The 22,294-nt window shown below is 37.9% G+C and carries 22 protein-coding genes, 1 pseudogene and 1 riboswitch; of the genes and pseudogenes, 17 read left to right on the forward strand and 6 right to left on the reverse strand.

Annotated elements, in window-relative coordinates; all coding sequences use genetic code 11:
* The first annotated feature begins 97 nt into the window (after positions 1-97).
* The 10 genes from AC25Y1_RS14325 (at position 98) to AC25Y1_RS14370 (ending at position 8,037) form a co-directional block, all read left to right on the forward strand.
* Complete coding sequence (locus tag AC25Y1_RS14325) at positions 98-817, forward strand: ABC transporter ATP-binding protein (protein ID WP_488148675.1); 720 nt, start codon at positions 98-100, stop codon at positions 815-817.
* A complete protein-coding gene (locus AC25Y1_RS14330) occupies positions 786-3,248 on the forward strand; it encodes an FtsX-like permease family protein (RefSeq protein WP_488148701.1) in 2,463 nt (820 codons plus the stop codon). Before AC25Y1_RS14325 ends, AC25Y1_RS14330 begins: the two co-directional genes overlap by 32 nt.
* A gap of 4 nt (positions 3,249-3,252) precedes the next feature.
* Positions 3,253-3,756: a PadR family transcriptional regulator gene (locus tag AC25Y1_RS14335; RefSeq protein ID WP_488148676.1), complete on the forward strand. Its 504-nt coding sequence runs from the start codon at positions 3,253-3,255 to the stop codon at positions 3,754-3,756.
* Positions 3,757-3,860: 104 nt separating this feature from the next.
* A complete protein-coding gene (locus tag AC25Y1_RS14340) occupies positions 3,861-4,496 on the forward strand; it encodes a hypothetical protein (protein WP_488148677.1) in 636 nt (211 codons plus the stop codon).
* 109 nt (positions 4,497-4,605) lie between these two features.
* Positions 4,606-5,076, forward strand: a complete 471-nt coding sequence (locus AC25Y1_RS14345; RefSeq protein WP_488148678.1) for an NUDIX domain-containing protein — start codon at positions 4,606-4,608, stop codon at positions 5,074-5,076.
* A gap of 64 nt (positions 5,077-5,140) precedes the next feature.
* Positions 5,141-5,707, forward strand: a complete 567-nt coding sequence (locus AC25Y1_RS14350; protein ID WP_488148679.1) for a histidine phosphatase family protein — start codon at positions 5,141-5,143, stop codon at positions 5,705-5,707.
* Positions 5,708-5,907: 200 nt separating this feature from the next.
* Positions 5,908-6,228, forward strand: a complete 321-nt coding sequence (locus AC25Y1_RS14355) for an ArsR/SmtB family transcription factor (protein ID WP_488148680.1) — start codon at positions 5,908-5,910, stop codon at positions 6,226-6,228.
* A 3-nt stretch (positions 6,229-6,231) separates the two neighbouring features.
* Complete coding sequence (locus AC25Y1_RS14360; protein ID WP_488148681.1) at positions 6,232-6,621, forward strand: SRPBCC family protein; 390 nt, start codon at positions 6,232-6,234, stop codon at positions 6,619-6,621.
* Positions 6,622-6,690: 69 nt separating this feature from the next.
* The gene (locus AC25Y1_RS14365) at positions 6,691-7,395 is read left to right on the forward strand and encodes an FAD-dependent oxidoreductase (RefSeq protein ID WP_488148682.1); all 705 of its coding nucleotides are present in this window, start codon (positions 6,691-6,693) and stop codon (positions 7,393-7,395) included.
* 51 nt (positions 7,396-7,446) lie between these two features.
* Positions 7,447-8,037 carry a hypothetical protein gene (locus AC25Y1_RS14370; protein ID WP_488148683.1) on the forward strand — a complete coding sequence of 197 codons (591 nt, stop codon included), beginning with the start codon at positions 7,447-7,449 and terminating at the stop codon, positions 8,035-8,037.
* 250 nt (positions 8,038-8,287) lie between these two features.
* Here the strand turns inward: AC25Y1_RS14370 and AC25Y1_RS14375 are convergent, their stop codons facing one another.
* From AC25Y1_RS14375 to AC25Y1_RS14385, 3 genes are read right to left on the reverse strand one after another with little or no spacing between them, the layout of a single operon-like run.
* Positions 8,288-9,406 carry a 5-methyltetrahydropteroyltriglutamate--homocysteine S-methyltransferase gene (locus tag AC25Y1_RS14375; RefSeq protein WP_488148684.1) on the reverse strand — a complete coding sequence of 373 codons (1,119 nt, stop codon included), beginning with the start codon at positions 9,404-9,406 and terminating at the stop codon, positions 8,288-8,290.
* A gap of 22 nt (positions 9,407-9,428) precedes the next feature.
* Positions 9,429-10,613: a cystathionine beta-lyase gene (gene metC / locus AC25Y1_RS14380; protein ID WP_488148685.1), complete on the reverse strand. Its 1,185-nt coding sequence runs from the start codon at positions 10,611-10,613 to the stop codon at positions 9,429-9,431.
* Positions 10,610-11,731 (reverse strand): methionine biosynthesis PLP-dependent protein, encoded by a 1,122-nt coding sequence (locus tag AC25Y1_RS14385; protein ID WP_488148686.1) that lies wholly within the window; start codon positions 11,729-11,731, stop codon positions 10,610-10,612. Before AC25Y1_RS14385 ends, metC begins: the two co-directional genes overlap by 4 nt.
* 82 nt (positions 11,732-11,813) lie before the next feature.
* Positions 11,814-11,923: riboswitch (SAM riboswitch) on the reverse strand.
* A gap of 400 nt (positions 11,924-12,323) precedes the next feature.
* On the opposite strand from AC25Y1_RS14385, the gene AC25Y1_RS14390 reads away from it, so the two are divergent.
* On the forward strand, positions 12,324-14,927 hold the full coding sequence (locus AC25Y1_RS14390; RefSeq protein WP_488148687.1) for a cation-translocating P-type ATPase: 2,604 nt from the start codon (positions 12,324-12,326) through the stop codon (positions 14,925-14,927).
* Between the two features lie 106 nt (positions 14,928-15,033).
* A pseudogene (locus tag AC25Y1_RS14395) lies at positions 15,034-15,691 on the forward strand (reverse transcriptase-like protein).
* A gap of 303 nt (positions 15,692-15,994) precedes the next feature.
* On the opposite strand, the gene AC25Y1_RS14400 reads toward AC25Y1_RS14395, so the two are convergent.
* The 3 genes from AC25Y1_RS14400 to AC25Y1_RS14410 form a co-directional block, all read right to left on the reverse strand.
* Positions 15,995-16,156: a Spo0E family sporulation regulatory protein-aspartic acid phosphatase gene (locus AC25Y1_RS14400; protein WP_488148688.1), complete on the reverse strand. Its 162-nt coding sequence runs from the start codon at positions 16,154-16,156 to the stop codon at positions 15,995-15,997.
* A gap of 523 nt (positions 16,157-16,679) precedes the next feature.
* On the reverse strand, positions 16,680-17,861 hold the full coding sequence (locus tag AC25Y1_RS14405; RefSeq protein WP_488148689.1) for an amidohydrolase: 1,182 nt from the start codon (positions 17,859-17,861) through the stop codon (positions 16,680-16,682).
* A 60-nt stretch (positions 17,862-17,921) separates the two neighbouring features.
* Positions 17,922-19,307, reverse strand: a complete 1,386-nt coding sequence (locus tag AC25Y1_RS14410; RefSeq protein WP_488148690.1) for an MFS transporter — start codon at positions 19,305-19,307, stop codon at positions 17,922-17,924.
* Between the two features lie 262 nt (positions 19,308-19,569).
* Here AC25Y1_RS14410 and AC25Y1_RS14415 point away from each other — a divergent pair, with 262 nt between their 5' ends.
* The 5 genes from AC25Y1_RS14415 (at position 19,570) to AC25Y1_RS14435 (ending at position 22,242) form a co-directional block, all read left to right on the forward strand.
* A complete protein-coding gene (locus tag AC25Y1_RS14415; RefSeq protein ID WP_488148691.1) occupies positions 19,570-20,046 on the forward strand; it encodes a DUF2975 domain-containing protein in 477 nt (158 codons plus the stop codon).
* A gap of 10 nt (positions 20,047-20,056) precedes the next feature.
* Complete coding sequence (locus AC25Y1_RS14420; protein ID WP_488148692.1) at positions 20,057-20,269, forward strand: helix-turn-helix domain-containing protein; 213 nt, start codon at positions 20,057-20,059, stop codon at positions 20,267-20,269.
* A gap of 75 nt (positions 20,270-20,344) precedes the next feature.
* A complete protein-coding gene (locus AC25Y1_RS14425) occupies positions 20,345-20,917 on the forward strand; it encodes a hypothetical protein (protein WP_488148693.1) in 573 nt (190 codons plus the stop codon).
* Positions 20,918-20,945: 28 nt separating this feature from the next.
* The gene (locus AC25Y1_RS14430) at positions 20,946-21,428 is read left to right on the forward strand and encodes a DUF2975 domain-containing protein (protein ID WP_488148694.1); all 483 of its coding nucleotides are present in this window, start codon (positions 20,946-20,948) and stop codon (positions 21,426-21,428) included.
* A 37-nt stretch (positions 21,429-21,465) separates the two neighbouring features.
* Positions 21,466-22,242, forward strand: coding sequence for a DUF817 domain-containing protein (locus AC25Y1_RS14435; RefSeq protein ID WP_488148695.1), 777 nt, complete (start codon positions 21,466-21,468; stop codon positions 22,240-22,242).
* Positions 22,243-22,294 lie beyond the last annotated feature (52 nt).

A 22,294-nucleotide genomic window follows, 5' to 3' on the forward strand; every position in this document is an offset into this window, starting at 1 on the left:
GTAAAATCAGTATTTTAAGGTAAACGATATATTAATACTTTTATTTACTATATACTTAGTATATAATAAGGTGGTAAAGAATGGGAGGGTTACTAATATGATTAAAGTTAACAATCTAACAAAGGAATTTCTACAAGGGCAGCAAAAAACTCAAGTTCTCAAAGGTGTTGATTTGAACATTGAAGAAGGAGAATTCGTAGCAATAATGGGACCGAGTGGTTCTGGTAAAAGTACCTTACTTCATTTATTAGGAGGACTTGATTTACCTACCAATGGAGACATACAAATTAATGATAATTATTTAAATAAAATGAAGGAAAAAGAAAGAACGATATTTCGGAGAAAAAAACTAGGATTTGTTTTTCAAAATTATCAATTGCTGCCTACTTTAACTGTAGAAGAAAATATTGCGTTCCCTCTTCATGCTGATGGAAAGTTGACTACTGAAAAAAGTAAAGTAATCGATGAATTAATTCATTCTGTAGGATTAAAGGGGCTTAATCGCAAAAAAACCAATCTGCTAAGCGGCGGTCAGCAACAACGTGTAGCGATTGCAAGGGCACTTGTTAATCATCCAACGGTCTTATTAGCTGATGAACCAACAGGGAATTTGGATAGGGCTAATGCAGAAGAAATTCTTGTACTATTCTCGAAATTCCATCGTCAAAACAAGCAAACGATTGTGATGGTCACACATGATATTTTTGCAGCTGGTTTTGCAGATCGTATTATTCTCTTTAGAGACGGTGTTATAGATAAAGCTATATCTAGGAAGGATAATGACTATGCTAAATACTTGGCGAATTTCATGGCGTAATATAACACAAAACAAAACGAGATTTTTCTTTACGCTGCTTGCTATTATACTAGGGACGTCATTTGCAACAACTATGCTGATAGCTGACAAAACAACAAATGACGTTTTCGACTATTATGAGCAAATGTATGTCGCCAATGCTGATTACTGGGTTTTAAGTGATGAATATACCTTTTCAGACGAGATGATTTCGTCTATTCAGAGCGATCCCGTTGTTACAGATACATTGCTTGTACTTGATAAGCAAGCTTTCTTTGAACTAGAAGGCGACCGCTCTCTTAATGAAAGATCTGTACGAATTACAGCTGTAGATGATCAGAATAGTCCTTTGCTGAAACTGCCAGTTATTGAAGGTAGCTTAGATAATAAAGGAATAGTCTTAACAGAAGTTGTCGCAAACCTTTTAGGAAAAGGGGTTGGTGATACGGTTAGGTTTACCGATATGGGAGAAGCGAAAGTTTCCGCTATTGTTGAGTATACGCAACAGCTTGCAAGTCCAAGTAATTGGGAAAGTGCTGAATCGACCAGTTTTCGTATTTTGGCTCCACTTGATATGTTAAAAGAGTGGACAGGAAAAACTGACGAGATTTCCTATATGCGTTTTCAAACCAAAGATGATGGTGAGGATCTCTTTCACTCATTTCAACAAAGGTTCCAAGGTTCAAGTGTATATATAGAGCCCGTTGTTGCAGATGACCTTCAGAGCAACGATATAGGTGGTATCTATACATTCTTCTATATAATTGCTGGATTGTCGATATTTATCAGTGGGTTTATCGTTTTTAATATGATTTATACTAGCGTCGTCGAACGAAAAAGGGAATTTGCAATCATGAAAAGCTTAGGTTATACACATAGCTCTGTTTCTAAGCTCGTTCTTATTGAAATGATACTTTTAGCATTGATCGGTACAGCAATTGGCATTCCACTTGGAATATGGTTTGGAGATATGTTTATGCAAACCCTTCTTAGTTTATTTGAATTTGACTTGGTCTACGATTTAAATTGGAAGATTCCAACGGTGATTGCTATCATAATTGGATTACTATTCCCGATTATTTTTTCCCTTTTCCCTATTTACAATGCAGGTAAGGCTTCCATTTTATTGACCTTGAAAATGGAAAACGAAACGGATGCTTTGTCAAAATGGTCCTTCATTAGAGCTATTTTTGGAGTAGGTCTTCTATGCTTTGTATTTTTAGATCACCCTGTTACTTATGCTGCGGTATTAATAGGCGTCATTCTACTGTTTCCTTCACTATTGAAAGGTTTAAGTACTATCATGAAACCTATTTTAAAAACCCTTTTTAGTTATCCTGGCATCCTGGCTACAAAAAATCTCAACCAACAAATAAACCGCAATGCAAATACAGCTGCTATTCTAGCCATTGGCATCACGGTTATATTACTACTTGGTGCAGTGGTAGAATCAGCACCCGAGGGGTATGAAAGTGAAATAAATACTACGTACGGTGGAGATATGCGGGTTACTTCTGAAGTGCCATGGTCTACTGAAGATGTTACAAAACTACTTTCATATAATGCGGTCACAGATGTTAAGCCATTAACTGAAGCAACACCAATTACTTGGGAAACAGTTGATGAAGGAAAAAGACAATTTTCCGTTATTTCCGTTAGTGAAAATGGCCCCTCATTATTTGTAAATCCTCAAGAAAAGGATTTGTACAAAAAGTTAAAACAGAAATCTTCTGTTTTACTCGGAAATCGAGCCTTTGAAGAATGGGGTGGGGATATTGGACAAAGCATACAAATGAATACCCCAAATGGTAAACAGTATTTTGAAGTTGTTGGCGTCGTTACCACATCGCATTATTCTGGCTATGTTGCATTTATGGATGCGGCCAATCTTAATGAGGAATTTGGATGGACAAATAGTTTTGATTTACTACTTACCGTGGACAATAATGCGATTGATACAATACGTAATCAGTTATGGTCTGATTTTGGCGGTCATCTTTCAAAGGTCCAATCAGCAGAAGATGAAGTTGAATCTACTACTTCAGCACTTTCTGGCATGAATGAACTAATCTTAGTTATGTTATTTATCATCATCGGGTTAGCTAGTATTGGTACAGCTAATACGCTATTGATAAATACTTATGAACGACAGTCAGAGATTGGAACTATGCGAGCGCTTGGTTTTACTAAACAACAAATTAGAAACATGATAGTAGCTGAAGGTTTCCTGATTGGCTCATCCGGAGCAATTGGTGGGAGTGCTGCTGGTGTAGCTTTAATTTACGTCACAAGTAAATCTAAACTAATGGATGGATTTATATCTTTCCAACTTCCTATAAATAATATTATACTTGCAATGATTGCCGGAGTTTCTCTGAGTCTCTTTGCAGCCTGGATCGCTAGCAAAACAGTAAGTAAAATAAATATACAGTCATCACTTAAAGAAGGTTGATAAATTGTCGGTAAAATATGGAATTTTAACGTTGCTATCCCAGCAAAAAAATCATGGATATGAATTGAAATTAGAATTAGATTCACTTCTTGGGATTAAAGGTAAAATTAATCCTGGTCAGATTTATACCACCCTCGATCGCTTAGTACGTGACCAATTAGTGTCATCACCGGGATTGGATGATCAGGAAAGAAAACTGTTCGAATTAGAGCCAAAAGGAAAAGATGAGTTAGAAAAATGGTTACTAGAACCAGTGCCTTATCATACAACAAAAGAGGACTTTTTCTTTAAATGGCATTGTGCACGTGAAATCAGATTTGAAGAAGAAAAGAAAATGCTTGAACAACAAAGAGAAGTGATTATTAAAGAAGTAATGGAGTTAACTAGCTTGAAAACAGATTTAATCATTCAAGGTGATGAAACTAAATATTTATTAATCACTGGTATGTTATTACATTTAGAAGCTGATTTGAATTGGATCAATCAAGTTGAAAATAGAAATCGCTAAAGCAAATTATATTTCCTATTTAAAAGGTAGGCAGAGGTTTCTTACTCCAAGAAACCTCTGCCGAAGATTAATCATTCCCCATAATAAAGATAAAGGAGCATTTTATGGATACTATCGTTGCATATAATTGGGAACTTTTTATCTTAATGGAAGTGTTGTCTTTCATTTCAATTCTATTATTTAGCGTATTTCGATACTTTTTTAGTAGACCAAGACTAAGTCGTATTTTTATTTTCAGCTTTCTGTCATTGCTTATTTTGGAAGTGCTGCTTGGTCTCTATGTTTATAGTCAAACAGGAGAATTTTCAACGTTCTTACTCATTATTACACTATTTGTTGTATATGCCTGTACATTTGGTATCGTTGATTTTATTAGACTTGATCGTTGGATGAGGAAGAAAATAGGTGGACTACGTGGTGTCGAGCTATTATCACAAAAAGACTATGAAATTATGAAACGAAACAGCAATCCTAAATATATTGCAAAGAAATATCGTATTTCCTCTTTAATTCATTTAGCAATTTTTGTTTTGGTTCAAACGATTTTTTGGTCTATGGGAACTGATAGTATTGCTGAAATGAAAGTTTATTTAACAGATTTTTCTTGGGTGGGTGAAGAAACTGCAGAGGGATCACCTTATCCAAATGAGACCCTTCATGCGATCGGTGTCATCTGGGGGATTGTTTTTATCGTCGATTTAATTTATTCATGGTCTTACACCTTGTTTCCTAGTAAATAAATAGGTTGCTTTATTTTTAGAATTTTAACAATAAAAGTTTGGGTGCAAGTCTAAATTTGGAAATTGCACCCTGGATCAAGACTAAACAATATTGATTGGAGAGATATCAATGCAAAATCCATTTCATCATTTGGCAAGGGGCATTATTATAAAAAATCATAAAGTCTTACTTGCGCAGGCTACTGGATATACAAATACATTCTTGCCTGGTGGTCACATTGAATTTGGTGAAAGCGCAAAAGATGCGCTAATAAGAGAGATTGAAGAAGAATTAGGAATTTCCAGTACAGTAGATCATTTTCTTGGCGTCGTTGAACATAAATGGGAGAAAAAAGGCGTAGTACATTGTGAGATAAACCAGGTTTTTGTGATCGATAGTGAAGATCTATTGCCAGGGGATAATCCAGTTTCAAGCGAGCCGCATCTGAGATTTTTCTGGTGTGATGCAGATGAATTGGATAATAAAAACCTTCAACCGTATCCGTTTAGAAACTTAATAAAAAGTTATCTAAACGGAAATAAGGAGGTATGGTGGGAGAGTACATTGAAAACAGAAATTGATAATTCGAATAGAAATTAATAAGAAATAGTTCAAATCAGAAGTGGGTAGCTGCACATACAGGTTAGTTCAGAGGTGACAAACTATGGAGATTTCATTGATTAGACATGGTAAATCGGTGTGTATTAAAACTAGCAGAATAACGTGTCAAGAATTTGAAAGTTGGGTTGAAAAGTATGACAATAGCGGTGTATTTGAAGAAAACTCATATTCAACAGTAACGTTAGAAAAAATAACAACAGCGAATATTGTGATTGCGAGTGATTTAAAAAGGTCAATTGAGTCAGTAAATTTGTTGGATCCAAACTTAGAAACCATTTCAAACCCTATATTTCGTGAAACTGAGTTACCTATTCCCTTAACAAATTTATGGGGACTAAAATTAAATTCGAGTATTTGGGCGGTAATCTTAAGGTGTTTGTGGTTTATCGGTTATTCAAGAGGTTGCGAGTCTCTGAGTAGCGCAAAAATTAGGGCTAATAAGGCTTCCGAGTTGTTAGTTAACCATGCTCAAGAACATACATCAGTAGTATTGGTTGGGCACGGATTTTTCAATATGTTGATAGCCAAAGAACTAATAAAAGGGGGATGGAAAGGTAAGAGAAAAACAAGTTCTAAACACTGGAGTTGTACTACATATTCTATATCTTAAACTAGGTATTGCTATGGGGCATGGCAAGAAGAGCATGAGTTTTATAGTAGAGATATTGATGTTTTAGTATGAGAAATAGTCGCATTTCCCGGGTTTCCAATAGGAACCTGGGATTTTTTCGGAAAACATTTGACTAGACACCAATTAGTGTCATATAATAGAGACACCAAACAGTGTCTGATTGAAAAGGAGGGAGGATTTTGGGCAACACTTATCAAGAACGCGATGTATTTGGAGCTATTGCAGATCCAACACGACGAAAATTAATACGTTTATTGGCAGATGCAGACGAGTTACCACTCCACGAATTAACGACGCAATTTCAAATGGGCCGTACTGCTGTTTCTAAACATTTGGCCATACTAAAAGAAGCTGATTTAGTTACTAACCGTAAATTGGGTAGAGAAACAAGGTATCGGCTAAATGCAGCGCCCTTACAGGAAGTCAAAGATTGGTTAGCCTTTTACGAGAATTTTTGGAATGAAAGAGCGATATTACTAAAGAATATATTGGAGGAATAGATAATGGCGGAGATATCATTAGATTTTCAATTTAAAAGTCCTATTAATAAGGTTTGGGACGCCTTAACAAATTCAGATACGCTTGCACAATGGGTCATGGCAAATAATTTTAAACCAATCGTAGGGTACAAATGTCAGTTTCGAAATGCGGAAATAGATTTAATTGTAGATAGTGAAGTATTGGTAGTGGACAAGCCTAATACGTTATCTTACACATGGATAGGTGGGCCGATAAACACTATAGTCACATGGACGTTAAAACAACAGGATGAAACAACCCATTTACATCTCGAACAAACTGGATTCGATAAAGAAGATCAAGCGTTCAATGGTGCAAAATATGGTTGGTCGTATAAGATTGAAGAACTTAAAAAAGTGTTAGAGGCAATGTAAGACTGACTATGATTACACCAAGCAGTTGGTAAGTATCCCAGCGCTAATTGAAAAAAGGGAGATAAGAAAATGAGTTTTTTTCAAGATACATTATCAATATTCAAAAAGAGAGATTTATTATTTCTAGAAAGCCACAAAGAATCAGAAGACGTTTATACCTTTCTGTTTGAAAAAGAAGAAGATTTAATCTGGAAAGCAGGGCAGCATGGTTTGTTTACGATTACGCATAAAAAAATAAAAAACGGCACCAAACCGTTCACTTTGGCATCTGCTCCTGCAGAGAAAGTTATTAAAATAACAACGCGAATAAGTGCTGACCCAAGTGATTTTAAGAAGGCGTTGTTAGAATTAAAACAAGGAATGACAATTAGAATGAGTGGGCCTGTAGGGTCTTTTTATTTAAAAGATATCAGTTCTACACTCCTAATTGCAGGCGGAATCGGAATCACACCATTTCAATCAATAATAAAACAAATAGAAATGGAAGGAAATAACATAGAAGTCCCAATACACCTTCTCTACATGGATAGTAACAAGTCATATATTTATAAAGATGAACTTGATAAAATTACTAACAATAAAATAAGCGTAACTTACCTGGATTCTAGGGACGACTTAAATCAAGAGATAGATAAGTTTTCCGACTTATATAAGAATGATGGTGAATACTTTATTGCAGGACCAAAATCTATGGTGGGTTCTATTTCTAGTTATTTACAAAGTAATGATATTTCAAAAAGGAATATCAAAAAGGATGCCTTTTTTGGGTATTAATTAAGAATAAGTGCTAGTGGCTATTGAGGGGAAATGAGAGGTGTTTCGTGTATGTTTTCTGATGGGCAATTACAAGACTTAATTGACGGGAAAATCGTTGGGAACCAGTTTCCTTACAATACAAATAATGAGCAAGAAATTGAAGCACATATTCGACGGTTATTTTATCGAATAAACCGTATTCCTAATTTAGTATGTGAAGCAGAGTGGAATCATTTTGGTAGTGGCTACGCCTCCTTTGTTGAATTTTTTTGCTATCAAAAAGAAGATGCAAAAGTCGTTAAAGAGAAGAACGGTCATCGAGAGATAAAGACAGATGGGATTATTATTGATATTTGTCGTTTAGCCCCTGTAGCCATAATGGGGGAAGATGACAGATATAAAACAATTCGTATTGAAACGAACGAAGACATTAGTGGGGCATATGGTTCTTTACTTGACGGTCCATGGAGGATCCATTTAAGCGAGAGATTCCAAACAATAGCAGAAAAATTGAAACAAGCTTTAAAAGAATTTGATTATGAAATGGTTAAATCTGAGGAAATGAATCAACCTTTATCTTTTAAAACGAAAATTCCAACGATCTATCGCGAACCTAGAGAGTACTTAGTGATGGATGCAGTTTTCTATTGGGAGGATTAATAGTTCGTTTAACACGAATTTCATAGAAGGCTATGACTAGAAACAGTATTTTCTATCGCTGAAGGTAAACGATTTCGTTATTTTTATAGTGAAAAGGGGTGAGCATTATGAGTCAATTCATTATGGTGAAATACTGAATAAAGATTATCGTAAAAAGGATGAGGTACCTATTTCAAAATGGATTCTGAAACAGGTACCCCTCAATTTGCATGTTTTCAACAAAACCCACATCGGCTTGCTAGTAAGTTAGTCAGTGCCAAACGTCTTCTGCAATTGAAACTACATGGCGCACTTTTTTCCATTGCTGATCTTCTGTTAATAGATTGCCTTCTTCTGTCGAAGCGAAACCGCATTGCGGGCTCAAGCAAAGCTGTTCAAGCGGAACGTACTTTGCAGCTTCCGCAATTCTTTCTTTTATGCTTTCAGAGTTTTCGAGTTCACCAAATTTGGATGTGATTAACCCCAATACGATAGATAAATCTGGGCGATTGACATGACGAAGTGGTTCAAACCCACCTGAGCGATCATCATCAAATTCAAGGAATAAGCCATCGACATCCAATCCGCCGAAGATTGTTTCTGACACTTCTTCATAGCCACCGCTAGAAAAATAAGTCGATTGGAAGTTGCCACGACAAATATGCATTGTCACTAGCAAGTCAGCCGGTCTCTTCGCGATTGCTTCATTGATGACGCGCGCAGATTGCTGGGCTGCTGTGGTCGGATCTAGCCCATTGGCTTTCAATGTCTCTCTTCCTTCCTCTGATAAGAAAGAAGCCCAAGATGTATCATCAAGTTGTAGGTAACGGCATCCTTCATCGTAAAGTGCCTGAATGACGTCCTGATAGGCAATAATTAAATCATTAACTAAGTCTTCGTTATTTTGGTAGACGCCTTCTTCGAAAGTTGCTCTGTGAAGTAACATATTCGGACTAGGAATCGTGAATTTTGCGACTGCATCCCCTGCTATGCTGTTTAGGAACTTGAAGTCTTCAATCATATAATGTGTGCTGAACTTAATTTTATCGGTTACGTTTATGCCATTTGCTTTTCGCTTGACGCCTTTGAACTCGACACCTTCTTCGGTTTGGATTAACTCAACACCGTCAAATCCGGAAAGGAAATCGAAATGCCACCATTTGCGGCGAAGTTCTCCGTCCGTCACAGCTTTCAGTCCGGCAGCTTTTTGTTTTTCGACAAGTTTTATAATTTCTTCGTCTTCGATTTCACGTAATTCCTCTGCATTAATTTCACCGTTATCTTTTTGAAGTCGCGCTTTTTTTAATCGTTCTGGACGCAAAAAACTTCCGACGTGATCCGCTTTAAATGGGGCTTTGTTCAATGTATTTTCAGTTGTCAAATTTGTCATCATCAATTCCCGCTTTCTTCTATTAATTACTTACAATCACTTTTTTAATGGCGATTGCTAAGGCTTGTTCAATATCAGCGATTAAATCATCTACATGTTCAAGTCCAACAGAAAAACGTAACAGGCCATCTGTAATGCCGCGTTTTTCCCGTTCAACTTTCGGCATGGCGGCATGGGACATTTGTGCAGGGTGAGATAAAATGGATTCGACGCCACCTAAACTGACGGCAAAAACGGGGATTTTGACATTTTCAACAAATATCTTTGCCGCCTCTCTGTCTGGTAATCGGAAAGAGAGAACTGCTCCTGCGCTTATCGATTGTTTTGCATGGACATCATGCCCAGGATGACTCGCTAAGCCTGGGTAAAAGACTTCTTCCACTAACGGATGATCGTTCAAATAGGAAGCGATTTTTTGGGCTGCTTCAGAAGATTGTTTTAAACGGGGACTTAATGTTTTAATCCCTTGAATTAATGAATAGGAATCTTGTGCACCTAAAATGGCCCCGAAAGAGTTTTGGATAAATGCCAGACGATTGCCTAGTTCGTCGTCTTTCGTGACAGCAAGTCCTGCGATAATATCACTATGTCCGGATAAAAATTTAGTAGCGCTATGTAAAACAATATCAACACCAAGGTCAATCGGACGCTGGTAAAGCGGCGTCATAAAAGTGTTGTCAAGGAACGTCAAGCAATCATTCGCTTTCGCAATTTGAACAATCCGCCCAATATCGGTAATGCCTAAACGCGGATTGGAAGGTGTTTCGATATATAGCACCTTCGTATTCGGTTGAATGGATTTAGCCACTACCTCCGCATCAGTGAAGTCGACAAATGTATGCGTAATGCCAAATTTCGTTAACACTTCCGTGACGAATCGGTATGTCCCACCATAAACATCTTCTGTAATGACAATATGGTCGCCGGAAGAAAGTAACATGAATGCAGAAGAGATGGCAGCGATGCCTGAAGCGAATGCTAATCCTCTTGCACCACCTTCCAAGTCGGCGATTGATTTTTCTAATGCATCTCGCGTCGGGTTGCCTGAACGACTATAGTCATAAGGTCCAAAAGAGTCAAAGTTTTTCTGATGGAACGTCGATGATAAGTAAATTGGGACGTTCACAGCACCGGTCTTTTGTTCGAATTCTCCACGCGTGGAGGCATGAATCAGTGTTGTCTCCAATCGTTCTTCGCGAAAGCTCATAGTTGAGGCACCTCAATTTTTAAGGATGAAAATACTTGTTTCAAATCGACGATTAAATCTTCCGCTTCCTCCACACCTACGGAAAACCGCAATAGACTGTCGTCAACCCCGCGTTTGATGCGTTCTTCACGGGGAATCTCTGCATGGGTTTGCGTAGCTGGGTAGGTGATGAAACTCTCGACACCACCAAGACTTTCGGCAAAAGTAATCAGCTTCAGATTTTGTAGGAATGGACCCACCCATTCGCTTTCTTGCAATCGGAATGATAACATGCCGCCTTTTCCAGGATAGAGGACATCTTTTACAAGTGGTTCGTTTTTTAAATAATCCACGATGATTTTGGCGTTTGCATCATGCTGTTTCATGCGCAAATGTAAGGTTTTCAATCCGCGGATAATGAGCCAAGAATCGAAAGGCGAAAGCACCGCCCCGATTGTATTATGGTTGATTGCCAACTGCTCACAAAGTTTTTCTCCTTTAGCAACAACAAGCCCAGCCAAAACATCATTATGTCCGCCAATATATTTCGTAGCACTATGTAGCACGATGTCAGCACCTAGCTCAATTGGACGTTGGAAGTAAGGTGTTAAAAATGTATTGTCGACGATTAGCAGTAAATCGTGTTTGCGTGCAAGTTCGGCATATTGCTTGATATCGAATTCCTGCATTAGCGGATTGGTTGGCGTTTCGATGAAAAGGGCCTTTGTCTTTTTTGTAATCAGCTTCTCCGTTTCATGCACATTCGTATAGTCGGAGTATGTCGTCGTGATGGAATAGAGATCCGCATACTTGTCAAATAAGCGATATGTACCGCCGTAAATATCTTCTGGTCCAATGATTTCATCACCTGATTGAAACAAGGTTAAGACTAACTGCACCGCAGCCATGCCGGAAGCACAAGCGAAGCCTTGGTCCCCACTTTCCAAGTCGGCAATCCCTTCTTCCAAAATAGATCTCGTCGGATTTTTTGTTCGTGTATAATCGTAGCCCGTAGACTGACCTAATCCATCATGTTTATAAGCAGTTGATAAATAAATCGGTGGATTCACTGCACCCGTTTTTACATCACTTTTATTTCCCAATTGTACTAAACGTGTATCAAAACTATTAAATGGCATTGTTATCATCCTTTACTATTGAAATAAAAAAAGAAGACCCTTTATTAAAGAAGAGGGCCTTCATAGATTCTTGAAGTCAATCTTCTCATCTTCTAGACAATAAGTTTCGTCTATTGGAATTAGCACCATACCCCGATAAGGCTGGTTGCTGAGACATCGTCGGGCCACTCCCTCCGTCTCTCTCGATAAGAATTCAAATATGTAGTTGTTTGAAAAGATTAATTTATCTAACCCTATCATGGTCTGAAAAATAAAACAAGTGCTAAAGTTTGCTTACTGTTTTTCTAGGAGGAATGGTAGGCTTCAAAGTCAAGATTCAACGAAGCTGACACTTGCTGCTTCTCGTGCATTGGTGATCGGTACCTGAAATTTTATATTGATTATAATCATACTGGAATCGAATAGGGAATAGTATTGATAAAGTATGATGTGTTGAAGTAGATTGGGGACAAAATAGGAATGTTGAGTATCGAATGTTGTTTCCCGAAAAATTATTCAAGCGAATTCACTATCTATATAAGAAAGGACAAGCCAAAAGGGGTTTACTAGATGGCATGATTTTCTACAAATATCACACAGGAAGGGGAATCGAATGACAGAATATCATCAACGATCATCTATTGAAATCATGGATATGTTAGACGTGACAACTCAAGGATTGAGTGATTACGACGTCCAAAAAAGACAAGAAGTATATGGTATTAATGAATTGACGGAAGGAAAAAGGACAAGTACATTCGCCGTTTTCTTTGGGCAGTTTAAAGATTTATTAGTCATTATTTTATTGGTTGCGGCCTTCATTTCATTCCTATTGGGCGAAGTGGGAAGCACGGTTGTAATATTAATTGTTGTGGCTTTAAACGCAATCCTAGGCACTGTACAGCATGTGAAGGCAGAACAGTCTCTGGATAATCTGAAAGCATTGTCCTCTCCAGTTGCAAAAGTTAAACGGAACAATCAGATCGTAGAGATTTCTTCTGAAGATATAGTGGTTGGGGACCTTCTCTATTTGGAGGCTGGCGATTATATAAGTGCTGATGGAAGATTAATAGAAAGCCATAATCTACAAATAAATGAAAGTTCTCTGACAGGTGAATCACTAGCTGTAACGAAAAGTACAGCGCCCATCATAGAGGATCAAGTAATCCTAGCTGAAAAGAATAATATGGTTTTTACCGGGAGTTTTGTTGCTAGTGGTCGTGGTACTGTAATCGTAACAGCTATTGGTATGAAAACGGAAATCGGTAAAATCGCAAATTTACTGGATACTGCGAAAGAGAAAAAAACACCTCTACAAGTAAGTTTAGATCAGTTTGGAGAAAAGTTAGCTTTAGGGATTACGATGATTTGTGTAGTCATTTTTACGATTGACCTTTTTAGAGGACGCGAGTTAGTCGATTCGTTTATGTTTGCCGTTTCGCTTGCAGTTGCAGCGATTCCGGAAGCATTAAGTTCAATCATTACGATTGTGCTGGCTTTTGGGACACAAAAAATGGCGAAGGAAAATGCCATTATACGAAAACTTTATGCTGTCGAAAGTCTGGGGAGTGTCTCCGTTATTTGTTCCGATAAGACAGGAACTTTAACCGAAAATAAAATGAAAGTGCAACAAGTATATGTTGATCAAAAAGTCATTCTGCATAATCAACTGCAGGCTGAAAATGCACTTGAGAAAAAACTGATTGTACTAGCCCTCTTATGTAATGACGCCTTTGAAAGAAATCAAAAAGAAATCGGTGACGCCACCGAGTTAGCGCTCGTAAAATTAGGACAACAATACAATATTGATGAATTAGGTGTTAGGGATTATTATCCCCGATTGGCGGAAATCCCTTTTGATTCAAACAGGAAACTAATGAGTACAGTAAATCAATTCGATCGAAAATCGTTCATAATTACAAAAGGTGCAGTTGATGTTCTGCTATCTAAAATAGTGAAAATCGAAACTTCCAAAGGGATACTTGCGATTACCGAAGAGCATCGTAAAAAAATCGAAGAAGTGAATCGCAACTTTTCTATGAATGGTTTACGTGTGCTAGCCATTGCTTACAAAGAGGTAAGGAAAAATCAAACAATCGGTGTGGAAGACGAAAGCAATTTAATCTTTGTCGGATTACTCGCGATGATGGATCCACCGAAAAAAGAGTCAAAAGGAGCAGTTGAAAGTAGTATAAGAGCTGGTATTAAACCCGTTATGATTACAGGCGACCATAAAATAACAGCCACTGCCATTGCCAAACAAATTGGTATTTTAAAAGATCCATCAGAAGCGATTGAAGGGTATGAAATTGAAAACTTAACGGATCAACAACTACAAGAAAAAGTTCAAGATATCTCTGTCTATGCCCGCGTCACACCAGAGCATAAGATTCGTATCGTTAAAGCATGGCAGGATAAAGGAAATGTCGTTGCGATGACGGGAGACGGTGTCAATGATGGCCCCGCTTTAAAACAAGCCGATATCGGTGTCGCGATGGGAATAACGGGTACCGAGGTAGCCAAAGATGCCTCTTCCATGATTTTAACGGATGATAATTTCTCCACAATTGTCAAAGCGATTTCGAATGGAAGAAGTATGTACACGAACATTAAGAACGCCATTCAATTCTTATTATCAGGGAATGCAGGGGCGATTTTTGTTGTTTTATATGCAACCGTATTAGGTTTACCAGTTCCTTTTGCCCCCGTTCATTTATTATTTATTAACCTACTGACCGATAGTTTGCCTGCAATTGCAATTGGCCTTGAGCCGCATAATAAAAAAACAATGAGGGACAAGCCGCGAGATATTCACACGCCATTGTTAAATAAATCTTTTACTACGCAAGTGCTGCTCGAAGGTTTATTGATAGCTATCTCTACGATTATTGCTTTTCGAATGGGACTGGCAACGGGAGATACGCTGACAGCAAGTACAATGGCATTTACAACACTATGCTTGTCGAGATTAATCCACGGCTTTAACTCAAGATCTAAAGAATCAATCTTCACAATTGGTCTATTTTCGAATAAATATACTTGGCTCGCATTTTTAATCGGTTTTTTATGTTTACATGCTGTATTATTTATGCCTTCGCTTATGGGCGTGTTTGAAGTCGCAACATTAAGTGGGGTACAATTGGGTACGATTTATTGCTTGTCCTTTATGCCATTTTTGGTGAATCAGTGGTATAAAGCGCTGTTCGTGAGAAGTTAATGAATTAGTTCTTTCAATACACTTTCAATCGGATTCTTACCGGGAGACTTCTAAAAGAGCATTGCATTAGGTACACTAGAAGGACATACTAGTTGGAGGAATTGCGATGAAGTTGATAATCGAATGGAATTACAAAACACCTAAAGGAACGGAAACCATCTTCCGCTCGGAGGAAATGAAAGCGGCCCAAGCTGTGCTCATTGCGGAAGATTTGGTGAAGACGGGACGTACGAAAAGTTTGAAGTTTATCGATCAACATGAAAACACGTGGACAGCCAAGGAAATGAAAAGCTATTTAAAAGAAATCGAAACAGAGCCGCATAATATTATCGTCTATTTCGATGGAGGATTCGACTTGACCACGAAGGCATCTGGATTTGGGTTGTGTCATTTATTATGACCAGAATGGGAAATCATACAGGTTAAGGCATAACGCATCTGTTTTGGAACTCACATCGAATAATGAGGCGGAATATGCAGCACTTCATCTATGCATGAAAGAACTTGAAAATTTGAATATCCACCATCTGCCAGTCCGAATCATCGGGGATTCTCGGGTTGTCATCAATCATTTAATTGAGGAATGGCCGGCAATTGAACAGAACTTATATAGTTGGACAGACCGAATCGAAGCCAAACTGAAAATTCTTGGGATTACACCGGAATATGAGTTGGTGCCTAGAAAAGACAATACAGAAGCAGATAGGCTAGCTACACAGGCATTAAATGGCATCGAGATTACATCGACGGTTGAAATCACTTGAAAGGTACACTGTGCCAAATAGTGTTCTGACAACTCACTGCAAATATATGGAAATTCATTCGAGCCGCTAGTTATCATCCTACTCTGTATGATTGTGCATATGTTTGAATTATCGTGAATGCTTGTAATATAGGTGCGTATCCCGAATTGTAAGGTACCACTGCGCAAGAAACTATTCCGAAAATACACTACAATTGCATGAAATGAAAAGTGGATATCGAGTATATCAATCTTTATCGATATCCTATCGTATATTTACTCAAAATCGTGAATAGTCATAATTACACCGTGCAGGTTGCTCAATTTAGTGTTTTTTCAATATCGTACATTCATATTCATTCAAAAGCGCATCCAATTCCTGCGAAATAGAAACCACTTGAGGATTTTTCGGATTTTCACTATATACTTGGTAAAGCTTCTCTCTTGTTTCTTCAATTCTTTTTTCCAATTCGCTTTTTTTTGACATTTTTATAACTTCCTCTCCACAAATTTTATTTGATGTAGGTGGAGAAGTGATCTGTATTAAAAATTCCGTGTATCTTTACTCATGGATTTTGAGTCGATTTTATCGATTGCGATACAAACTTTTTATCAGTGTACACTTCTAATTTATTGACATCAAAAGATTATTTTAGTCATTCGCATTACTTATAAGAGGTTTGACAATTAGCTACTTATTATTCATAAAGTAATGCAAATGTAGTTCTTTTTCTTTCATACCCATAAATATAATTGACGAAACATCGCGCGATTAGTTGTAAGGTACTATTCGCTTGATTCTTTAGTAACGGTTAGCGGGTTTTATTAAGGTACAAGAAACTATTCCAATAATACACTACAATTGCATAATATGAAAAGTGGGTATCGACTGTATAACGTTTTGTCAAAATCTGCTTGCTGTTTTATCCCAAGTCATGAATAGTCATAATTGCACCGTGCAGGTACCCAAAAGGAACACCAAAAAAAGTCCCCCTCAACAGACTCGAAAATTATTCCTGAGTGCTACAGACTATTTGTCCTACAGCTTTTGCTGCGACTAGCAATGCTGCTTCATCGATATCGAACTTGGGATGGTGGTTGAAATAAGGGTTTTCTACGCCAGCAGGTGTACATCCAATATAGAAAAAGCATGCTGGAAACTTCTCCGCGTAATACGCAAAGTCTTCGGATGGAGCTAGTGCAGGGAATTCTTTCACTTCTTTAATATGAGGATCATTAGCGTTTTTAAGAGTGTCAGCTACTTTCATTGTCAGTTCAGGATTATTGTAGAGTGGTGGGTAATCTGGTGTATATGTCAGTTCACATGTAACGCCAAACTCTTCTTCAAGTCCTTTGACCAACCGTTTTACTTCTTTTTCAATCGTTGCTCTGGTTTCGATGGCCATATAGCGAATATCACCTTCCAGTTCGACACTGTCTTTTATGACATTAAAAGTACCTTTTCCATCGAACGAGCCAATTGTAATTACGCCGATTTCGAATGGACTTAATCTGCGGCTAATAATCGTTTGAACTGCTGTTACAAAATGTGCCCCCGCGACAATTGCATCATTGGCTAAATGTGGGGAAGATCCATGTCCACCTCGGCCTTGTATTTTCAATTTCATATAGGCTCTGCCATTGAATGAATACCCCGCGTGGTAACCAACCAACCCTGCTGGACCCATTGGAAGAAAATGTATGCCGTACACTTCATCTAAATCATCAAGAAGTCCAGACTCGACAATGCTTTTTGCGCCTCCTGGTGGAACCTCTTCAGCATGCTGATGGATAATTTTGATGACGCCAGATAGCTCATCTTTCAGTTGAATTAAACAATCAGCTAACACTAAGAGGTAGGCTGTATGCCCGTCATGTCCGCATGCATGCATAACGCCCTCGTTTTTCGACTTGAACGGCACAGGTGTCTCTTCCACAATAGGTAGTGCGTCAAAGTCCGCGCGAAGTCCAATCGTTTTCCCAGGTCTGCCGCCTTTGATGGTAACGATGATGCCGTAGCCATTCCCAACATTTGTTTGAATCTCCACATCTTTATCTTTATAAAAATCTGCAATATATTTAGCAGTTTTTTCTTCTTCGAATGACAGCTCTGGATTTTCGTGTAAATAGCGACGAATTTGAATGATCTCGTCTTCTCTTTCTTCCAACAAGCTCATTAATTTTTCTTTCATATGATTTCGCTCCTTTATTCCAGCATTAACCGCCTGGGAAATCCTAATTGAATTTCCGCGTTACTTCGTGACTTTTATTCCAGTATTGTTTGGAACCATAAATACAATAGATAACAATGCAATCACTGCGAAGACGACGTTTGCGATAATTCCTCCCATAGCTGCTACGTCCACGCCGCTTGTATGTGAAATCGTTGCGTAAACAGTTGCCGATATGGCAACACCAAACGCTGAACCAAGGGAGCTAGCCATCTTATAAATCCCAGAAGCTGAACCAATTTTATCGTCAGGTGCATTTGATACAGCTGTATCTGTAGATGGGGTTGCGTAAATGCCCAAACCTAAACCAAATAGAGCAAATCCAATAAACACGACGATTGTGTAAACGACACCAGGTAAGAACGTTAAACCCATCATACCGACACCGATTAGTGTTAAAGAAGTCCCCCAAATCATTGGTTTTTTCGCACCGACCTTTTGTAAAATCTTTTCACCAACCCGAATCATCGCTAGAACAGCAATTAAATAACCAATCGATAGCATACCGGATTGGAACGACGTAAATCCTCTACCTTGTTGCACATATGTATTCGCAACGACAAGTGTTCCGGCTACAGCATTGAGCAAGAAATTTGAAACGGTTGCACCTGTATAAGGCATGTTTTTAAATAGTTTGAAATCAATTAATGCATTCGATTTTCCATTTTCCACTTTAAAGAAGACAAAGCCACCAATAACTGTAACACCAATTAATACGAGCGTAATCCAGCTTGTCCATCCAATTGAAGCGCCTTGTGTAATGACGACATTCAATGCCACCATTGTAATAATGAATACAATCAAACCACTACTATCGAATTTAGAGTCTCCAGTATTCGCGGCTTTGCTTTCCGGTGTATCTTTGATTAACCATAACGCAAGGATTGCAAAAATAATGGAAAAGATAAAAATCCATTTCCAACCCATATAGGTGGCAATGGCTCCTCCTAAGAACGAACAAACTCCGGATCCACCCCAAGAACCAATTGACCAGAAACTTAAAGCACGTTGACGCTCTTTGCCATCATAGTAAGCTTTTATCAACGCAATCGTTGCGGGCATAATACATGCCGCCGATAATCCTTGGATAACACGACCTATTATGAGTAATGTCGCACCGTTTGCTAACACTAAACAGAGTGAACCAATAATACTTAATAGTAGTCCGAGATTTGTGATTTTTTTACGTCCGATTTTATCGGCAAGCCCACCAGCTGCTACGATAAATATTCCCGAAAATAGTGCTGTTAAACTGATGGCAATGTTCAAAGTTCCTGAAGAAACACCTAAGTCTGCTGTAACTGTAGGAACTATATTAACCATGGCTTGTGCAAACAGCCAAAACGTTAGTACACCAAATACAATACCTGTAAGCATTTTGTTTGTCCCTTTATAGGCTGTCTCCATAAAGCACGCTCCTCGAAAATTTGTGTGTAATCGATTTATAGGTACTATCACCACAAAAGTAATTTCAATACAAAAAAACGTCAGTCTTGACCGTATCAAAAGACGAAGAAGTACTCATTATTTATTGGTTATTAATTTTCTTTTAAAAACAGTACACGATCCTAACGCAATAAAAATATAGTCATAATCAGTAATTATTTATTGCTAAACGATAAATACCGTGATAATATAAAAATGATAATAAATAAGTGAGGTGCTTTTCATGAAACAAGGTTCAACACTCTTTTTAAAAATAGCTGTTTTTCTTATGGGAATTCCAGTTCTAGCACTCGGTATATTTGGGGTGATTGATTTAGTTAATAATCCTGCCAATCCAGATTATGCACATATACTCTATCCGATAGTAATCGGCATGTATGTATCAGCAATCCCGTTTTTCATTGCATTGTATCAGGCATTTAAACTTTTGAGCTATATTGACAAAAGCCAAGCTTTCTCTGATGTGTCTGTAACGGCTCTAAAGAAAATTAAATTCTGCGCACTGACAATCAGTGGCTTATATGTAGTAGTTTTACCGTTTGTATTTCTTGTCGCAGAGCTAGACGATGCACCGGGACTCGTAATTGTTGGAATGGTTCCTGTTTTCGCTTCAATGGTGATTGCAGTCTTTGCCGCTGTTCTCCAACGACTTTTACAAGAAGCGATTGCTATAAAAATAGAAAACGATTTTACGGTCTGAGGTGAATGACATGGCGATTATTATCAATATTGATGTGATGTTGGCGAAAAGGAAGATGAGCGTAACAGAACTAACGGAGAGGGTCGGGATCACAATGGCAAATATCTCGATACTGAAAAATGGTAAAGCAAAAGCGATTCGATTTTCTACCTTAGAAGCGATATGCGAGGCATTAGACTGTCAGCCAGGAGATATTATAGAATACAAAAGCGATGAAGAATAGAAGGGTAATATGAACTAAGCAGGCGTTCTAGAGATCACCTGCTTTACATCACAAAAAATAGTTAAGGTGAGGATTATGATCAAGGAAAAAAAGGTTTATCTCCTTTTATCCGATACAGGAACAATATTAACAAGACTGATTAAGTCCTATACGAAAAAACCCTATAACCATGCCTCAATCGCCTTTGATGCTGAATTGGTTGAGGTATATAGTTTTGGGAGAAAAACGGCGAAAAACCCTTTTATTGGGGGGTTCGTTAGAGAAGATATTCATTCCGTCATATTTAGGCAAGCAGATTGCGCCATTTATTCTTTAAGCATAACCAATGATGAATTTCAACAAATGCATCAATACATCCAAGAAATAGCTTCTAAAAAAGAAAATTATCGCTACAACTTTATAGGGTTATTTGGAGTCCTATTTAAAAAGCCTATAAAAAGAAAGAATGCTTTCTTCTGTTCTCAGTTTGTGGCATCAGTCCTAAAGGAAAGTAAGATTATTGATATTGAAGAAAAGGATCTATCTATGATTAAACCTAGTGATTTGGCTTATATAGCAAACTTTCGATTGGTCTTCGAAGGTGGATTATATGCGTATCAATTTAGCAACGCCAATGAAGGAATTAGAGATCCTTATCTAGTCGTTTAATAGCTATTTAATTTAGTGAGGTGTTTTTATGAAACGAGGCTCAACAATCTTTTTAAGGATAGCGATTATTCTTCTTGGACTCCCAATTCTTGCTGTGTGCATTTTTGGGTTGTCTAGATTCGACCCGAATTCCCCGTATTGGCAACTTCCAGAACTCGCTAATTTGCAATATCCTTTATTAATTGGAATGTATGTAGCAATGATTCCGTTTTTCATTGCTTTGGTTCAGACTTTAAAACTATTAAGCAATATTGATAAAGACAAAGCTTTCTCGGAGTTATCCGTAAAGGCTTTAAGAAATATTAAATACTGTGCCATCGCAATTATTATCGTGTACGTTTTAGAGATGCCATTTTTATATTTCCTGACAAAAGTAGATGACGCACCAGGTTTATTAATTGGAATGGCTGTTATTTTTGCATCAATGGTTATTGCTGTCTTTGCGGCTGTTCTCCAAAGACTTTTACGAGAAGCCATTTATATAAAACTAGAGAATGATTTAACGGTTTGATGTGAGTAACACGACGAAGTCTTTGGAGGCAAAAATCATGAGAGCACTAAAACAACTTGTACATTTTGGCTGGGGACAGGCTCAATCCTGCTTGTTTCCAGTCGTTATTTTTGCTTCATTGGCCATCACTCAAATCATTCCACTTCCATTCCTACCAAGGTATGACTGGATACTAATGATCTGTCTTCTGATGCAATGGTGGATGGTTCGTTCCGGCCTTGAAACTAAGGATGAGCTGAAGGTTATCACATTGTTTCACATTATTGGGTTAACCTTAGAAATTTTCAAGGTACATATGGGCTCATGGTCTTACCCAGAGGAAGGGTATTTCAAAATTTTTGGTGTGCCTCTTTATAGCGGATTCATGTATGCAAGCGTAGCGAGTTATTTGTGCCAGGCGTGGCGGAGGCTTAAGGTTGACTTGGTTAAGTGGCCACCGTTTTTGGTAGTTGTCCCTCTTGCAACTGCGATTTATTTGAATTTTTTCACTCACCATTATTGGATTGATATACGTTGGTGGTTATCTGTACTTGTCATCATCGTCTTTTGGCAATCATGGGTAATTTTCGAAGTGAACGGAACGCGTTACCGTATGCCACTTGCACTTTCTTTCGTGCTCATTGGATTTTTTATATGGATCGCCGAAAATATCGCAACGTTCTTTGGAGCTTGGCAATATCCAAATCAAACCGCTGCATGGAGCCTTGTTCATCTAGGAAAGTTGAGTTCATGGCTTTTACTAGTAATTGTTAGTTTTCTAATCGTAGCAACGTTAAAGCAGATGAAGGGGAAAATTCCACAAAAAACGTATTAATGCTGTTACTGATTTAACAGATTTGGGCAGAAGTCCTCCACTTCTAAACGTT

It is taken from the genome of Sporosarcina sp. Y1009, assembly GCF_057669865.1.

Excerpts from the sequence above, each read along its gene's own strand:
- AC25Y1_RS14400 (WP_488148688.1), bottom strand. The coding sequence starts at position 16,156 with ATGTCAAAAAAAAGCGAATTGGAAAAAAGAATTGAAGAAACAAGAGAG.
- metC (WP_488148685.1), bottom strand. The coding sequence starts at position 10,613 with ATGAGCTTTCGCGAAGAACGATTGGAGACAACACTGATTCATGCCTCC.
- AC25Y1_RS14425 (WP_488148693.1), top strand. The coding sequence starts at position 20,345 with ATGATCAAGGAAAAAAAGGTTTATCTCCTTTTATCCGATACAGGAACA.
- AC25Y1_RS14370 (WP_488148683.1), top strand. The coding sequence starts at position 7,447 with ATGTTTTCTGATGGGCAATTACAAGACTTAATTGACGGGAAAATCGTT.
- AC25Y1_RS14365 (WP_488148682.1), top strand. The coding sequence starts at position 6,691 with ATGAGTTTTTTTCAAGATACATTATCAATATTCAAAAAGAGAGATTTA.
- AC25Y1_RS14360 (WP_488148681.1), top strand. The coding sequence starts at position 6,232 with ATGGCGGAGATATCATTAGATTTTCAATTTAAAAGTCCTATTAATAAG.
- AC25Y1_RS14390 (WP_488148687.1), top strand. The coding sequence starts at position 12,324 with ATGACAGAATATCATCAACGATCATCTATTGAAATCATGGATATGTTA.
- AC25Y1_RS14330 (WP_488148701.1), top strand. The coding sequence starts at position 786 with ATGCTAAATACTTGGCGAATTTCATGGCGTAATATAACACAAAACAAA.
- AC25Y1_RS14340 (WP_488148677.1), top strand. The coding sequence starts at position 3,861 with ATGGATACTATCGTTGCATATAATTGGGAACTTTTTATCTTAATGGAA.
- AC25Y1_RS14350 (WP_488148679.1), top strand. The coding sequence starts at position 5,141 with ATGGAGATTTCATTGATTAGACATGGTAAATCGGTGTGTATTAAAACT.
- AC25Y1_RS14420 (WP_488148692.1), top strand. The coding sequence starts at position 20,057 with ATGGCGATTATTATCAATATTGATGTGATGTTGGCGAAAAGGAAGATG.
- AC25Y1_RS14430 (WP_488148694.1), top strand. The coding sequence starts at position 20,946 with ATGAAACGAGGCTCAACAATCTTTTTAAGGATAGCGATTATTCTTCTT.
- AC25Y1_RS14405 (WP_488148689.1), bottom strand. The coding sequence starts at position 17,861 with ATGAAAGAAAAATTAATGAGCTTGTTGGAAGAAAGAGAAGACGAGATC.
- AC25Y1_RS14325 (WP_488148675.1), top strand. The coding sequence starts at position 98 with ATGATTAAAGTTAACAATCTAACAAAGGAATTTCTACAAGGGCAGCAA.
- AC25Y1_RS14385 (WP_488148686.1), bottom strand. The coding sequence starts at position 11,731 with ATGCCATTTAATAGTTTTGATACACGTTTAGTACAATTGGGAAATAAA.
- AC25Y1_RS14410 (WP_488148690.1), bottom strand. The coding sequence starts at position 19,307 with ATGGAGACAGCCTATAAAGGGACAAACAAAATGCTTACAGGTATTGTA.
- AC25Y1_RS14415 (WP_488148691.1), top strand. The coding sequence starts at position 19,570 with ATGAAACAAGGTTCAACACTCTTTTTAAAAATAGCTGTTTTTCTTATG.
- AC25Y1_RS14345 (WP_488148678.1), top strand. The coding sequence starts at position 4,606 with ATGCAAAATCCATTTCATCATTTGGCAAGGGGCATTATTATAAAAAAT.
- AC25Y1_RS14375 (WP_488148684.1), bottom strand. The coding sequence starts at position 9,406 with ATGACAAATTTGACAACTGAAAATACATTGAACAAAGCCCCATTTAAA.
- AC25Y1_RS14435 (WP_488148695.1), top strand. The coding sequence starts at position 21,466 with ATGAGAGCACTAAAACAACTTGTACATTTTGGCTGGGGACAGGCTCAA.